The 14,835-nt window shown below is 70.9% G+C and carries 14 protein-coding genes and 1 pseudogene; 12 read left to right on the top strand and 3 right to left on the bottom strand.

What is annotated here, in order from left to right; genetic code table 11:
* Positions 1-198: 198 nt before the first annotated feature.
* A complete protein-coding gene (locus L0H79_RS14625; RefSeq protein WP_301485367.1) occupies positions 199-564 on the bottom strand; it encodes a DUF4307 domain-containing protein in 366 nt (121 codons plus the stop codon).
* A 145-nt stretch (positions 565-709) separates the two neighbouring features.
* On the opposite strand from L0H79_RS14625, the gene mca reads away from it, so the two are divergent.
* Both mca and L0H79_RS14615 read left to right on the top strand, forming a co-directional pair.
* Positions 710-1,657, top strand: a complete 948-nt coding sequence (gene mca / locus L0H79_RS14620; RefSeq protein WP_301485366.1) for a mycothiol conjugate amidase Mca — start codon at positions 710-712, stop codon at positions 1,655-1,657.
* Positions 1,657-1,908, top strand: a complete 252-nt coding sequence (locus L0H79_RS14615; RefSeq protein ID WP_301485365.1) for a hypothetical protein — start codon at positions 1,657-1,659, stop codon at positions 1,906-1,908. The genes mca and L0H79_RS14615 overlap by 1 nt, the downstream gene beginning before the upstream one ends.
* Positions 1,909-2,036: 128 nt before the next feature.
* Here L0H79_RS14615 and L0H79_RS14610 read toward each other — a convergent pair whose 3' ends face one another.
* A complete protein-coding gene (locus L0H79_RS14610; protein ID WP_301485364.1) occupies positions 2,037-2,768 on the bottom strand; it encodes a hemolysin III family protein in 732 nt (243 codons plus the stop codon).
* Between the two features lie 189 nt (positions 2,769-2,957).
* On the opposite strand from L0H79_RS14610, the gene L0H79_RS14605 reads away from it, so the two are divergent.
* From L0H79_RS14605 to L0H79_RS14595, 3 genes are all read left to right on the top strand, one after another.
* The gene (locus L0H79_RS14605) at positions 2,958-3,725 is read left to right on the top strand and encodes an isoprenyl transferase (protein ID WP_301485363.1); all 768 of its coding nucleotides are present in this window, start codon (positions 2,958-2,960) and stop codon (positions 3,723-3,725) included.
* Positions 3,726-3,963: 238 nt separating this feature from the next.
* Complete coding sequence (locus L0H79_RS14600) at positions 3,964-5,322, top strand: PhoH family protein (protein WP_301485362.1); 1,359 nt, start codon at positions 3,964-3,966, stop codon at positions 5,320-5,322.
* Positions 5,323-5,628: 306 nt separating this feature from the next.
* Positions 5,629-6,375: a lytic transglycosylase domain-containing protein gene (locus tag L0H79_RS14595; protein ID WP_301485361.1), complete on the top strand. Its 747-nt coding sequence runs from the start codon at positions 5,629-5,631 to the stop codon at positions 6,373-6,375.
* Between the two features lie 167 nt (positions 6,376-6,542).
* Here the strand turns inward: L0H79_RS14595 and coaA are convergent, their stop codons facing one another.
* Complete coding sequence (coaA, locus tag L0H79_RS14590) at positions 6,543-7,508, bottom strand: type I pantothenate kinase (protein WP_301485360.1); 966 nt, start codon at positions 7,506-7,508, stop codon at positions 6,543-6,545.
* A 138-nt stretch (positions 7,509-7,646) separates the two neighbouring features.
* Between coaA and glmS the strand changes: the two genes are divergently transcribed.
* The 7 genes and pseudogenes from glmS to L0H79_RS14555 all read left to right on the top strand — a co-directional run.
* Complete coding sequence (gene glmS / locus L0H79_RS14585; protein ID WP_301485359.1) at positions 7,647-9,506, top strand: glutamine--fructose-6-phosphate transaminase (isomerizing); 1,860 nt, start codon at positions 7,647-7,649, stop codon at positions 9,504-9,506.
* Positions 9,507-9,543: 37 nt separating this feature from the next.
* Complete coding sequence (locus tag L0H79_RS14580) at positions 9,544-9,894, top strand: holo-ACP synthase (protein WP_301485358.1); 351 nt, start codon at positions 9,544-9,546, stop codon at positions 9,892-9,894.
* Entirely contained in the window at positions 9,894-11,483 is a 1,590-nt protein-coding gene (locus L0H79_RS14575; RefSeq protein WP_301485357.1) for a bifunctional ADP-dependent NAD(P)H-hydrate dehydratase/NAD(P)H-hydrate epimerase, read from the top strand. The genes L0H79_RS14580 and L0H79_RS14575 overlap by 1 nt, the downstream gene beginning before the upstream one ends.
* Before the next feature lie 26 nt (positions 11,484-11,509).
* The gene (gene alr / locus L0H79_RS14570) at positions 11,510-12,685 is read left to right on the top strand and encodes an alanine racemase (protein WP_301485356.1); all 1,176 of its coding nucleotides are present in this window, start codon (positions 11,510-11,512) and stop codon (positions 12,683-12,685) included.
* Positions 12,685-13,938: an alpha/beta fold hydrolase gene (locus L0H79_RS14565; RefSeq protein ID WP_301485355.1), complete on the top strand. Its 1,254-nt coding sequence runs from the start codon at positions 12,685-12,687 to the stop codon at positions 13,936-13,938. Before alr ends, L0H79_RS14565 begins: the two co-directional genes overlap by 1 nt.
* Entirely contained in the window at positions 13,928-14,389 is a 462-nt protein-coding gene (gene tsaE, locus L0H79_RS14560) for a tRNA (adenosine(37)-N6)-threonylcarbamoyltransferase complex ATPase subunit type 1 TsaE (RefSeq protein WP_301485354.1), read from the top strand. Before L0H79_RS14565 ends, tsaE begins: the two co-directional genes overlap by 11 nt.
* A gap of 147 nt (positions 14,390-14,536) precedes the next feature.
* A pseudogene (locus tag L0H79_RS14555) lies at positions 14,537-14,835 on the top strand (hypothetical protein); the annotation flags it as partial.

The raw sequence follows: 14,835 nt of genomic DNA, 5'->3' as shown, positions 1-14,835 counted from the left end.
GGGCCGTCCTGTGCCCGGGGGGGCGGTCCCTTGGCCCCGCCCCGTTGGTGGGGGCCCCCCCGGGGGGGGCGGGGGGGCCCCCGAAACAAGGAAGGCCCCGACCGGCGCGGTGTGTCTCACCGGTCGTGACCTCAGGTGAACCTCAAGGATAACAAAGGACCCCTTCCGGCGCAGGCCAAGGTGGTCGGATCGAGACGTTCACGGCATCGTGCAGGAGCGCACCTGGCCCGCGACTGCCCGTGTCGTCGTCCGCACCGTGACCGTTTCCTCAGAGGTGTCGTTAGGTGACTGGGGCACCTTGACCTCGGCACTGCCAACCGTCGAGAAGTCCAGGGCGAGCGCTCGTATCTGGCAGGTCATCGGCTGCCCGGCAGGTCGGGTCACCTGGAACTTCACCATGACCGTCTGGTCGTCGATGGGCTTGGAGCCCAACGTCTCCCAGGTCGGCACCCCGAGCGTTGCCGAGAGCCCGAACCAGATCGCGAGGGCGATCCCCCCACCGATGCCGATGGTGCCGATGATCCACCATTTGAGCGTGCCGGGCGCTGGCTGTGGCAAGGGCATGTCGGGGCTCCAGGGGCCGACGTCAACGACGTCGGGTAGATGAGAGGATGGCGGTCGAGTCCCAGTCTCTCCCACCGGGCACGCGAACCCCACCCGGTAGGAGCACACCCAGGCCCCACCGGTACACCGACGTGAGGAGGCAAGTTTGTCCCGTGGCATGCGGTTGATGGCGGTGCACGCCCACCCCGACGACGAGTCGAGCAAAGGCTCGGCGACGACGGCGAAGTACGTCGCCGAAGGCAGCCGCGTCCGGGTCGTCTCGTGCACCGGAGGTGAGCGCGGCGACATACTCAACGAGAGGCTCAAGGGCAGACCCGAGATCGAGCGCGACCTGGTCGCCTACCGACGGCGCGAGATGCGCGCCGCTCAGGGGGTGCTCGGGTGCGAGCACACGTGGCTCGGCTTCGTCGACTCGGGCCTGCCGGAGGGTGACCCGTTGCCGCCTCTGCCGGAGGGCTGCTTCGCCCTCGAGGACCTCGAGGTGACAACCGAGGCGCTGGTCCGCGTCATCCGCGAGTTCCGCCCGCACGTCTTGACGACCTACGACGAGAAGGGCGGCTATCCCCACCCCGATCATATGATGTGCCACCGCGTCGCGATGTCGGCCTTCGTCGCGGCCGGTGAACACGGTCGTTACCCGGATGCGGGGGAGCCGTGGCAGCCGCTCAAGGTCTACTACAACAGCGGGCACAGCCTGGAGCGGCTCACGGCGATCCATGAGGCGATGGCTGCCGAAGGGCTCGAGAGCCCCTATACCGACTGGCTGGCAAACTGGAAGCCGCGTCGCACGGGGCGGGTCACGACGGAGATCGTGTGCGCCGACTACTTCGAGACGCGCGACCGGGCCCTGCTGGCCCATGCGACCCAGGTCGACCCGGACGGGTTCTGGTTCCGGGTCCCGGTCCCTCTCCAGCAGCGCGTGTGGCCGCACGAGGACTTTGAGGCGGCGTTGTCGTACGTGCCGATCCGGCCGGTCGAGGACGACCTCTTCGCCGGGCTCGGCACACCTGAGGAGGCCGACGCGTTGGCGACATCCGGTGACCTCATGCTCGCCTATGACGGGCGACCGCCGGACATGGAGGAGAGCGCCTGATGGGTGGCAGCGACAACCTCCCGGTCGGTCCCGGGATCCTCGGCTTCATCGCCGTGTTCGTGCTCGCGGTCGCCTTGTGGTTCCTCATGCGCAACATGAATGCCCGGATGCGGCGGATGGCCTACCGGGAGCGTGACCGGCTCGACCAGGAGCGCCAGGAGCAGGAGCAGGGCGAGACCAAGGCGCCGGGGTCTTCCGAGCCGGAGGCCGGATCGGGCGATCACGACTCCGGGCCCAGCGAGCATGACTAGCGCCTGACTCGTGCACTTTCGATCCGGACTACTGCACTCTCGATGAGGAGTGGTGCACTCTCGATGAGGAGTGGTGCACTTTCGATGAGGAGTGGTGCACTCTCGAAGAGGAGCAAGCAGTGCACGCGTCAACCGGCGATGGGGTTGGCGGTGACGGCGAGGGCCACCGCGGCGAAGTGCGACGCGAAGGCCGCCACGGTGAACGCGTGGAACACCTCGTGGAAGCCGAACCAACGAGGTGAGGGGTCGGGCCGCTTGGTCGCGTAGATGACCCCGCCCGCGGTGTAGAGCAGCCCGCCGAGGGCGATGAGCGACCCGATGAGCATCCCGCCGGCGCGCCAGAAGGGCACGACGTAGAAGATCGCCGTCCACCCGAGGACGAGGTAGAGCCCGGTGTAGAGCCAGCGGGGCGCACCGACCCAGACGACCCGGAAGACCACCCCGGCAAGCGCACCACCCCAGATCAGCGCCAGTAGCGTGCGTGCCTGCTGCCAAGGCAGGAGGGTCACCGCGAAGGGTGTGTAGGTGCCCGCGATGATCAGGTAGATGTTCGAGTGGTCCAGCCGTTGGAGCAGCCCCGCCATCCGCGGCCCCCACGAGCCCCGGTGGTAGACGGCCGATACCCCGAAGAGCAGCGTCGCCGTGATGGTGAACACCAGGGCAGCCCTCCGCACGGTCTCCGGTTGCGCGACGATGGTCAGCACCAACCCACCGACGAGCGCGCAGGGGAACATCCCCAGGTGGAGCCAGCCGCGCAGCCGCGGCTTCACCGTCGCGACGAGGTCCGCGACCGCCGAGACGGCGGCGTCCGTCCTGCACTGGTCATCCCTGCTGCGTCCGTACATGCTGCCTCCGTACATGGGCCCAAGGGTAACCTACGGCTCCGTAGGTTACGGTACGTAACCACGAGTGGCAAGCATGCCGCACACCCGGCAAGGCGCGCGAGGGCCCTTCATCCCGGCGGACCTCGTGGCCACTGGCGCCTCGGCCCGGAGGTAGGTTGACTACCGCGGCTTCGCCGGAGGCGCCGCTGGACGAGCCCGAGGAGGATGCCGGTGGGCTGGCGCGAGGTCGTCTACGCCGCATACGAGCGGCGGGTTGCCAAGGAGCTGCCGCGCGAGGCGATGCCCCGTCACGTGGCGGTCATGCTCGATGGCAACCGGCGCTGGGCCAAGGCACGCGGCGCCGGTGCCGCCACCGGACATCAGGCCGGCGCCGACAAGATCGAGGACCTGCTCACCTGGTGCGAGCAGGCGGGCGTCGAGTACGTCACCCTCTGGCTCCTGTCCACGGACAACCTGAACCGGGCCCCTGAGGAGCTGACACCGCTCCTGCAGATCATCGACAACGCCGTCGTCGACCTTGCCGGCACGAGGCGGTGGCACCTCACGCTGGTCGGCGCTCCCGACCTGCTGCCGGAGCGGACGGCGCGCAGCCTGCGGGAGTCGATCCAGCGGACCACCGATGTCGAGGGGATGACGGTCAATGTCGCCGTCGCGTACGGAGGCCGTCGTGAGATCGCCGATGCCGTTCGGGCGATGCTGCGCACCCGGGCAGCGCGCGGGCAGACGCTCGAGGAGATCGCCCAGGACCTCACCGTCGAGGACATCGCCGAGCACCTCTACACCAAGGGCCAGCCCGACCCGGACCTCGTCATCCGGACCAGCGGAGAACAACGCCTCGGCGGGTTCCTCCTGTGGCAGAGCGCGAGGTCCGAGTTCTACTTCTGCGAGGCCTACTGGCCCGACTTCCGGCACGTCGACTTCCTCCGGGCGTTGCGCGCGTACGCCGGTCGTCATCGTCGCTACGGCACGTGAGCGACGACGTCACACGGACCAGGGCGCGCACGTCGCGACACGAGACGTGACCTCCACGATGCAGCCCCTCGCTGGCCGTAGCGTCGCAGGTAGCGGAGGGTACCTGCCCACCGCCGCCAGGAGGTCCCCTCATGGAGCACACGCTTCGACGGGAGGGCCGGGTCCGGCTCCACCGTCCGGGGGTCGCCCGGCTCGGGATCGACCAGGCGTGCGACGCGCGCGCCGTCAGGGAGTGGGTATGGCACACAGCCCCAGCACCGAGACCTCTGCAGCGCCGCGCCGCCGCCGACCCGCGACTTCACGGCAGTCCCGCAAGACGTATGTCGTCGACACCTCCGTACTCCTGTCCGACCCGAGGGCGATGCTCCGCTTCGCCGAGCACGAGGTCGTCCTGCCGGTCGTCGTCGTGACCGAGCTCGAGGGCAAGCGGCACCACCCGGAGCTCGGGTACTTCGCGCGGCAGGCGCTGCGGCTGCTCGACGACCTGCGGGTCAGCGCGGGGCGCCTGGACCGTCCGGTCCCGGTGGGTGAGGTCGGGGGGACCGTGCGGGTCGAGCTCAACCACACCGACCCGACGGCGCTTCCGGCCGGGTTCCGTCTCGGCGACAACGACACCCGCATCCTCTCGGTGGCCAAGAACCTCGCGAACGAGGGCGCCGCGGTCACGATCGTGTCCAAGGACCTGCCGATGCGGGTCAAGGCGTCGGCGTGCGGCCTCGAGGCGGAGGAGTACCGCGCCGAGCAGGGCGTCGACTCCGGCTGGACCGGGATGGCCGAGCTCGAGGTCACGATCGAGCAGCTCGACGGGCTCTACGAGACCGGGCGCCTCGAGCATCCGGCCGCAGCGGAGCTGCCGTGTCACACCGGCATCGTGCTGCTCTCGCCACGCGGGAGCGGCCTGGGCCGGGTCGGCGCCGACAAGCAGGTCAGGCTCGTGCGGGGCGACCGAGACGCGTTCGGCTTGCACGGTCGCAGCGCGGAGCAGCGGATCGCTCTCGACCTGCTGCTCGACCCCGACATCGGCATCGTCTCCCTCGGCGGCCGAGCAGGCACGGGCAAGTCGGCGCTCGCGCTCTGTGCCGGTCTCGAGGCCGTCATGGAGCGGCGGGCCCATCGCAAGGTCGTCGTCTTTCGCCCGATCTTCGCCGTCGGCGGCCAAGAGCTCGGGTACCTGCCGGGCACCGAGCAGGAGAAGATGAACCCGTGGGGGCAGGCCGTCTTCGACACCCTCGGTGCCCTGGTCTCACAGGAGGTCGTCGACGAGGTCATGGACCGGGGCCAGCTCGAGGTGCTGCCACTGACCCACATCCGCGGCCGGTCGCTGCACGACACGTTCGTCATCGTCGACGAGGCGCAGTCACTCGAGCGGGGTGTCCTGCTGACAGTCCTGTCGCGCGTCGGCCAGAACTCCACGGTCGTGCTCACCCACGACGTCGCCCAACGGGACAACCTGCGGGTCGGCCGGCACGACGGCGTCGCGGCGGTCATCGAGAAGCTCAAGGGCCACCCGCTCTTCGCCCACATCACACTCACCCGCAGCGAACGCAGCCCGATCGCTGCCCTCGTGACCGATCTCCTCGAGGGGATCGAGGCCTGACCGACAACCGCGAGGGCGCCAGGTCCTGACCGCCACCGGCTCGCCCCGGCCGCGTGCGGACCGCGCCTTCCCATAGTGCTCGCTGAGCGGCATACATCTGGGCGCCTGTCCTCGCTCCGGTCAGCCCGTAGGCGTCCATGCCGTGCGGCCGATTTGCCTTTTGAGCTCATCGCTGTCACCGTTGAAAAGGCAAGATCACAAGTTGGTAACGAAGATGGGTCGTTTTCCCGCCGTCACCGACGACCCCATCCACCAACTCTGGGTGCCCCATGCCTCGCGGGCTCCGAGAAAGGCACGCCCCGACTCATGGCCCGATACGAAGCACGGCACCGCCCGCTCGCCGCACCGGCACCCTTGGCCGCACGCACCGACCAGCGACGCCCCACCCCGAGGCGGCGCGCTGCACGACCCGTCGTCGCGGCGGGCCTGGCCCTCGGGCTCGGCCTCGGCGCGGTTGGGTATGCCGCTGCCACCGGGTCCGGCACGGGGGAGCCGGCTCCCGCCGGTGAAACCGTCGCCGCCCAGGAACTGGCGCTGACGAGCGCCGTCGACACGAGCTACCGCGCCGCGACCGTCTCGCGCAGCGAGAGCCGCACCGCGGTCTCCGCGGCCGACCTGGCAGCCGCCAAGAAGGCCAATGCGCAGGCGAAGGCGAAGGCCGAGAAGAAGGCCAAGGCCGCCGCGGAGCAGAAGCGACGCAAGGCCGCCGAGGCCGCCCGCGCCAAGACGATCGCCAAGGCGAAGGACAACCCACGTGCCGCGGCGAGGGCGCTCATGGCCGAGCATGGCTGGACGAGCCAGGCCCAGTACAGCTGCCTCGTCACCCTGTGGAACGGCGAGAGCGACTGGCGTTGGACCGCGAGCAACCCGAGCTCAGGGGCCTACGGCATCCCGCAGTCGTTGCCCGGCAGCAAGATGGCCAAGTTCGGCAACGACTGGCGCACCAACCCGGTCACCCAGATGAAGTGGGGCCTCTGGTACATCGAGCAGTCCTACGGCAGCCCGTGCGACGCGCTGTCCTTCTGGCAGTCCAACAGCCCTCACTGGTACTAATCGGAGAAATCCGGCCCTCCGGGCCGCATTTCTTCGATTCGACCACGCGTCAGAGGCGACTTGACGCTGGAACGCGCCCCGCCGTTGCCGCGAGAGCCGGCCACGCGGGTCTTTCGAGGGGTGCACGGGGGGCGCAGGCCGTTCGCGGCCGTGAGCCCCCCGTGGGGTTAGATCTTGCGGAGCCGCACGCGGCGCACCGAGTGGTTCTTGTCCTTGGCCAGCACCGCAGTCGCGCGCGACCGCGTCGGCAGGATGTTCTCGACCAGGTTCGGCCCGTTGATCTCGCGCCAGATCCGGGTCGCCGTCTCGACCGCCTCGTGGTCTGACAGGGCCGCGTAGCGGTGGAAGTAGGAGTTCGGGTTGGAGAAGGCCGTCTCCCGCAGCCGCAGGAACCGGTCGACGTACCACGTGCGCACGTCGTCGACCCAGGCGTCGACGTAGACGGAGAAGTCGAAGAAGTCACTGACCGCCATACCCGGGCCGCGCACCGGGTGGACCAACGGTGCCTGGAGCACGTTCAATCCCTCGACGATGAGCACGTCGGGCTGATGCACGACGATCCGCTCGTCGGGGATGATGTCGTAGGTCAGGTGCGAGTAGACCGGGGCGCTGACCTCCTCCGTGCCCGACTTGACCTCGGCGACGAACTGGAGCAGGGCGCGACGGTCGTAGGACTCCGGGTAGCCCTTGCGGCTCATGAGGCCGCGTCGCTCGAGCTCGGCGTTGGGTAGCAGGAAGCCGTCCGTGGTGACCAGCTCGACCCGAGGGGTGTCGGGCCAACGGGCCATGAGCTCGCGCAGGAGCCTCGCGGTCGTCGACTTGCCGACCGCCACGGAGCCGGCGACACCGACGACGAAGGGGGTCTTGGCCGGGCGCTCACCAAGGAAGTCCGTCGTCACCTGGTGCAGCTGTTTCGTGCCCGCGACGTAGAACAGCAGGAGTCGGGACAACGGCAGGTAGACCTCCTCCACCTCCCGCAGGTCCACCGGGTCGCCGAGCCCCTTGAGTCGGGCGAGGTCGGCCGCGTCGAGGCTGAGCGGGTGGTTCTCGCGCAACCGCGACCATCCGGCTCGGTCGAACTCGACATAGAGCGACGGTAGGGAGTCATACGCGCCGTTCGCTGCAGGGGACACGGGAGCATTCTGTCGGACGCGGCGGTCCCATCGCTGTGGTGGGCCCCAAGAACCCGCGATATGACGGACCGAGGTTCGGTAGCACCGCGGGTCCGCGGATGGCCGGGCGATGCTCGCCGGTCCCCTACGCTGGTGCCCATGTGTGGAATCGTGGGGTATGTCGGCCCGGTCGAGGACGGCACCGCGCTCGAGGTCGTCATGGAGGGCCTGACCCGGCTCGAGTACCGGGGCTACGACTCGGCGGGGGTGGCGCTGGTCGCGGGCGACCGGGTCGAGACCCGGAAAAGGGCCGGCAAGCTGGAGAACCTGCGCCGTGAGCTCGACGAGCACCCCCTGCCGGTGTCGCGGACCGGGATCGGTCACACTCGCTGGGCCACCCACGGCGGCCCGACCGACACGAACGCGCATCCGCACCGAGGTGGCACGGACGGCAAGCTCGCCCTCATCCACAACGGCATCATCGAGAACTTCCACGCCCTCAAGAGCGAGCTGATCGCCGACAACGTGGCCTTCGCCAGCGAGACCGACACCGAGGTCGTCGCCCATCTGCTGGCCGCCGCCTACACGACGACGCCCGACCTCACCGAGGCGATGCGAGCGGTCGTGGCCCGCCTCGACGGGGCCTTCACCCTGCTGGCTGTCCACGCCGACCAGCCGGGAGTGGTCGTCGGTGCCCGCCGCAACAGCCCGCTCGTCGTCGGTCTCGGCGACGGCGAGAACTACCTCGGCTCCGACGTCGCCGCGTTCATCGGCCACACCCGTGCGGCCCTCGAGCTCGCCCAGGACCAGATCGTCACGATCACACCCGACACGGTCACGGTCGTCGACTTCGACGGGACTCCGGCGCAGGGCAAGGCCTACGAGGTGACCTGGGATGCCGCCGCCGCCGAGAAGGGCGGCTATGCGACCTTCATGGAGAAGGAGATCAACGACCAGCCCCACGCGGTGCGCGACACCCTCTTCGGACGCACCGACACGGACGGGCGGCTCACGCTCGACGAGCTGCGCATCCCGGAGGAGAAGCTGCGCGAGATCGACCGGATCACGATCGTGGCGTGCGGGACGGCGGCATACGCCGGAATGGTGGCGAAGTACGCGATCGAGCGATGGACGCGCATCCCCGTCGAGGTCTCCCTCGCGCACGAGTTCCGCTACTGCGACCCCATCGTGGACGAGCAGACGCTGGTCGTGTCGATCAGCCAGTCGGGCGAGACGATGGACACCCTCATGGCGGTCAAGCACGCCCGCGAGCTCGGCGCCCTGACGATCTCGATCTGCAACACGCACGGCTCGACGATCCCGCGCGAGTCCGACGCGGTCCTCTACACGCATGCCGGGCCGGAGATCGCCGTCGCGTCGACGAAGGCGTTCCTCGCCCAGATCACCGCGAGCTACATCCTCGGGCTCTACCTCGCCCAGCTGCGCGGCGGCACCTTCGCCGACGACGTGCGGGCCGTCCTCGAGGAGTTGGCCGAGATCCCCGACAAGATCCAGACCGTTCTCGACCGGATGGGGCGGGTCAAGGAGATCGCCGGGTTCATGGCCGACAGCCGTGCCGTGCTCTTCCTCGGCCGGCACGTCGGCTTCCCTGTTGCGCTCGAGGGTGCGCTCAAGCTCAAGGAGCTGGCCTACATCCACGCCGAGGGCTTCGCCGCGGGCGAGCTCAAGCACGGGCCGATCGCGCTCATCGAGCCCGGCCAGCCGGTCTTCGTCGTCGTCCCGTCGCCGTCGAGCGAGCACGGCCTGCACGGCAAGATCGTGTCGAACATCCAGGAGATCCGGGCTCGCGGCGCGCGCACCATCGTCATCGCCGAGGACGGCGACCACGACGTCGTGCCCTTCTCCGACGAGGTCATCCGCGTGCCCGCGACCGCGCCGCTGTTGGCGCCGCTGCTGACGGTCGTCCCGCTGCAGGTCTTCGCGCTGTGGCTCTCGACCGCCAAGGGCCTCGACGTCGACCAGCCGCGCAACCTGGCCAAGTCGGTCACCGTCGAATGAGCGGCCGAGCGAGCAGCCGAGCGAGCGGGGCGGCAGCATGATCGTCGGAGTCGGCATCGACGTCGTCGACATCGAGCGCTTCGGCGCGGCGCTGGAGCGGACCCCTGCACTCCGGACCCGGTTGTTCACACCGCCCGAGGGTGAGCTCGGGCTCGCTTCTCTGGCAGCCCGGTTCGCCGCGAAGGAGGCGCTCGCCAAGGCGCTCGGCGCGCCGGGTGGCCTCGGCTGGACGGACGCGTGGGTCGTGACCAACGCGGTCGGCAAGCCATCGCTGGAGGTCATCGGCACCGTGGCGGCCCGCGCGGCGGATCTCGGCGTCGCCCGCCTGCACGTCTCGCTGTCCCACGACGCGGGCATCGCGTCGGCCGTCGTGATCGCGGAGGGTTGATGATCCGGGCACTGTCCATCCCTGATGTGCGCGCGCTCGAGGCGGCCGCGATGGCCGGCCTGCCCGACGGGACCCTGATGGGCCGCGCCGCCCGGGGGATCGCCGACGTCGCTGCCGCGCGGCTGGGCGAGCATGGCGGGCGCTCCGTCGTCGCCCTCGTCGGCTCGGGTGACAACGGGGGAGATGCCCTGTATGCCGCTCACTTCCTGGCCGAGGTCGGCTATCCGTGCGCTGCCGTGCTGGTCAGTGACAAGGGCCGTTCTGCGGCCCACCAGGGTGGCCTGGCCACCGTGGCGCAGAACGCTGTGGTCGTGGTCGCCGCCGACGACCCAGACGAGGCGGTCCGGGTCGTCGCCGGGGCCGACCTCGTGCTCGACGGGATCACGGGCATCGGGGGACACCCGGGGCTGCGCCCGACGGCCGCCCGGCTCGTCGCGGCGATCGACGAGGACGCCTGGATCATCGCGGTCGACCTCGCGAGCGGCCTCGACCCCGAGGGTCGGGTGCGGGCCGACGCCATCGTCTGGGCCGACGAGACGGTGACGATGGGCGTCGCGAAACCCGCGCACCTGCTGCCGGCCGGAGAAGGCGCGACCGGGCGGCTCACCGTCGTCGACATTGGCCTCGGTACCACTCAGGTGCCGGCCGCAGTCGAGCGGCTCACCTTCGATGACGCGGCCCGGCTCTGGCCGATGCCCGGCCCGGGCGACGACAAGTACTCCCGGGGGGTGCTCGGGATCGTCGCCGGGGGAGAGCACTACAGCGGTGCAGCGGTCCTCTCGGTGACCGCCGCGGTCGAGGCCGGCGTGGGGATGGCGCGCTACGTCGGCCCGCCAACCCCGACCGGGCTCGTCCGGGCCGCGGTCCCGGAGGCCGTGCACGGACCGGGTCAGGTGCAGGCCTGGCTCGTCGGGCCGGGACTCGACGTCGAGAGCGCCGCCGCGGACCAGCTTGCGGCGGCGCGCGAAACCCTCGCCTCCGATCTGCCCGTCGTCATCGACGCGGGCGGGCTCGACCTTGTCGACGGCCCACGGGAGGCACCGACCCTGCTGACCCCGCACGCGGGCGAGGCGGCCCGCCTGCTCACTCGGCTCCTCGCGCTCACCGGCCCGGACGGGACAACCGGCCGGAACGACGCCGGCTCCGACGACGCCCTGAGCACGGACGAGCAGGCGAGCGACACGCTCGATCCGGCCACTCGACCCGGGGGAGGGGCCGGCGCCGGTGAGGTGAGCCGACAGCAGGTCGAGGCGGACCCGGTCGGGGCGGTCCGGCGCTTGGCCGGGCTGACCGGCGCCGTCGTCCTGCTCAAGGGTTCGACCACGATCGTCGCGGGTGCGCAGGGACCGGTCCGGTCTCAGGCCGATGCGCCGGCCTGGCTCGCCACGGCCGGTGCCGGCGACGTCCTGTCCGGGCTGCTCGGCATGCTCCTCGCCGCCGGGCTGAGCCCCCTCGAAGCCGGCTCGCTCGGCGCCCTCGTTCACGGTCTTGCTGCCGAGCGGGCCTCGGCGGGCGGTCCGCTGCGCGCGTTGGCGGTGGCACACGCCATACCCGCGGCTGTCCGGGAACTGCTCCTTCGCCGGATCTGACGACCTGACGTGGGAGACTGCCACCGATGAAACGAGAGCCGACAACCCACGGGCTGCCTGTGTGGGCCGAGATCGACCACACCGCACTCGCGCACAACGTGCGCGTCCTGCGCGAGCGAGCGGCCGGCGCCGCGTTCATGGCGGTCGTCAAGGCCGACGCCTACGGTCACGGTCTGCTTCCGGTGGCCCGCACCGCCGTGGCCGCCGGGGCGACGTGGCTCGGCGTCGCCCAGATGCCCGAGGCCTTCGCGCTGCGTGACGCCGGGGTCACGACCCGGCTGCTCACCTGGCTCGCGGTTCCCGGAGCCGACTTCGCTGGTGCCGTCTCCCGGGACATCGACCTGTCCGCCTCGGCTCCGTGGACGCTCGACGAGATCGCGGCCGCTGCCCGGGCCGTGGGCCGCCCGGCGCGGGTCCACCTCAAGGTCGACACCGGGCTCGGGCGCGGCGGCGCCTACGGGGCCGACTGGAGCACGCTCGTCCGGCATGCCCGGCCACTCGAGGCCGAGGGCGTGCTCAGCGCCGTCGGCGTCTGGACCCATTTCGCCCACGCCGACGCGCCGGATCACCCCACGGTCCTGGCGCAGCAGGAGCGGCTCTTCGAGGCCGCCGCGGAGGCCGAGCGTCAGGGGTGCCGCCCCGAGGTGCGCCACCTGGCCAACTCGGCCGCGACGCTCGTGCACCCCTCGGCCCACGGCGACCTCGTGCGGCCCGGGATCGCCATCTACGGCTTGTCCCCGGTCCCGCAGATCGAGGACGACTTCGGGCTCCGGCCGGTCATGTCACTGCGCGCCCGACTCGCGCTCGTCAAACGGCTGCCTGCCGGACAGGGCATCAGCTACGGCCACCTCTACACGCCCACCCAGGACACCGTGGTCGGGCTCATCCCGGCCGGCTATGCCGACGGCATCCCCCGCAACGCGACGAACGTCGGCCCTGTGATCGTCGGCGACACCCGGACCCGGGTGGCCGGGCGCGTCTGCATGGACCAGTTCGTCGTCGACCTCGGCTCCCGCTCGAGCGCGCAGGCCGGCGACATCGCCACCCTCTTCGGTGGTGCCCCGGGCGAGCCGACCGCCCAGGACTGGGCAGCGGCGACCGACACCATCAGCTACGAGATCGTCTCCCGCCTCGGTGCCCGGGTGCCGAGGATCCATCTGGGCGCAGCCGAGGACTTGGGCGCGGCCGAGGACCCGGCCTGATGAGCCCGGCCAACCGGCACAACCCGCTCATCGGGGTTGGTGCGACCCTGGTCGGTGCCGCCGCCGGCGTCGCGGCGGGCGTCGTCGCCGACCGCGCCACGAAGCACCGCGCCGCGATGTTCGCCCTCGACACCCGCGACACGTATGACGTCGTCCCCGACGAGGAGCGCGTCGTGCTCACCGACGACGGGGTGCCGCTGCATGTCGTGATCGACGAACCCTCCCCGGAGGCGGCAGCCGCAGTGGTGCGGGGCCTCACCCCGCCACACGGCCGGCCCGTCGAGCCGCCGACCGTCGTGCTGACGCACGGCTACTGCCTGAGCCTGCGCTGCTGGGTCTTCCAGCGCCGCGCCCTCAAGGTGGCCGGCTACCGCGTCGTCAGCTGGGACCACCGGGGCCACGGCCAGTCCGGCCGAGGTGAGCCTGACGCGTACGTCGTCGGCCGCCTCGCGAAGGACCTGCACACCGTCATCGACAAGGTCGCCCCGTCGGGCGACCTCGTCCTTGTCGGGCACTCGATGGGCGGCATGACGATCATGGCCCTGGGAAAGCTCGACCCCCAGCTGATCCACGACCGCGTCAGCGGGGTGGCCTTCATCGCGACGAGCCCCGGCGGCATGGCCCTCGCGAACGGTGGGCGGCGCGCGACGATCGGCGCCCAGCTGCTCGGGCGGCTCGGCCCCGTCGTGCTCATGCCGCTCAGCGAACGCCCGGAGCTTTGGTCCTGGATCCGCCGCCGGAACGCCACGCTCGAGGAGTTCCTCGTCGACCAGAACTCCTTCGCCTCTCCGGTGGCGGCCTCGCTGGTGCGGTACACCGCCAACATCCTGCTCAGCACGCCGCTCGACGTCATCAACGACTACCTCGGGGCCTTCGAAGGGTTCGATATCCGGCCGGCGCTGCAGCACTTCCGTGGCACGCATGTCCTCGTGTTCAACGGTATGGACGACATCCTCACCCCGCCCGAGCACAGCGACCTCATCATCGAGGCGATCCCGGGGGCGGAGCACGTCCTGGTCAACCACGCCGGCCACGTCATCATGCTCGAGCACCCGGACCTGCTCAACGCGCAGCTCGTCCAGCTCATCGAGCGCGGCGTCCGGTCCCGGGTCGAGCACCTCGAGGTGAGCCAGCAGCCCCGGGTCCAGCGCACCATCACCAACGTGGCCAAGGAGCGGCTCGCTCGGGCGAGGACCGCACATGCCGGCCGTCGGACGCGGGCCGAGCAGTCGAAGGCAGCCCGTGGCGCGTGACGTGGCGCTTCCCACGCCCGAGGACACGCACGCGTTCGGCAGGTGGCTCGGCGCCCGGCTGCACGCCGGCGACCTCGTCGTGCTGACCGGCGACCTCGGCGCGGGCAAGACCACCCTGGCCCAGGGGCTCGGCGAGGGCCTCGGTGTCCGCGGCCCGGTCACGTCGCCGACCTTCGTCATCTCGCGGATCCACCCGTCGCTCGTCGGCGGACCCGCCCTGGTCCACGTCGACGCCTATCGCGTCGGCAGCCGGCTCGAGCTCGACGACCTCGACCTCGACGCGGACCTCGACGAGAGCGTCACGGTCGTCGAGTGGGGTGCGGGGGTCGCCGAGCAGCTGTCCGACTCGCGCCTCGAGATCTCCCTGACTGGGGACGACGAGCGGATCGCCCGGCTCGTGGCGGTCGGGCCACGGTGGGAGCGCCTGCTCGACTCGCTCATCCAGTTGTGATCCCCGCTCGCGGGTCGGGCCCACGGCCGCTGCCGCACGGCGGGGGGACAGCCCGCCTGTGGATACGCGGCTGGCTTCGGTCTGTTGGTATGGCATGCTTTGTCGCGTTGTTCGTGCGGTTCGCCGCGTAGTGATGAGGGGTCTGTCGTGACGATGCGCCGCAGAGCGATGCCGTATGCCGCTGGGCTGGGGCTGGCGCTCGTGCTCAGTTCCGTGCTGGCCGGGTGCGGGAGCGGTTCGCCGGACCCGGCGTCGACGGGTGCCGTGCCGACGGTTGCGTCGTCCAGCGCGCCGACCGGTGCTGCCACGAGTAGCGGCACGACCTCGAGCACGCCGCCGGCGACGCCGACGAGTGCTCAGCCGACGATCGAGGGCCTGCCCGAGGCGGCCAAGGTGCGCACGCGCGCGGGCGCGAACGCGTTCGTCAGGTTCTACTTCGAGCAGGT

Origin of the sequence: Intrasporangium sp., from assembly GCF_030452765.1 — a bacterium.
In the GTDB taxonomy this organism is placed as follows: Bacteria; Actinomycetota; Actinomycetes; order Actinomycetales; family Dermatophilaceae; genus Intrasporangium_A.
Note: the sequence above shows the minus strand (reverse complement) of the source record. Positions and strands in the feature narration are given on the sequence as shown.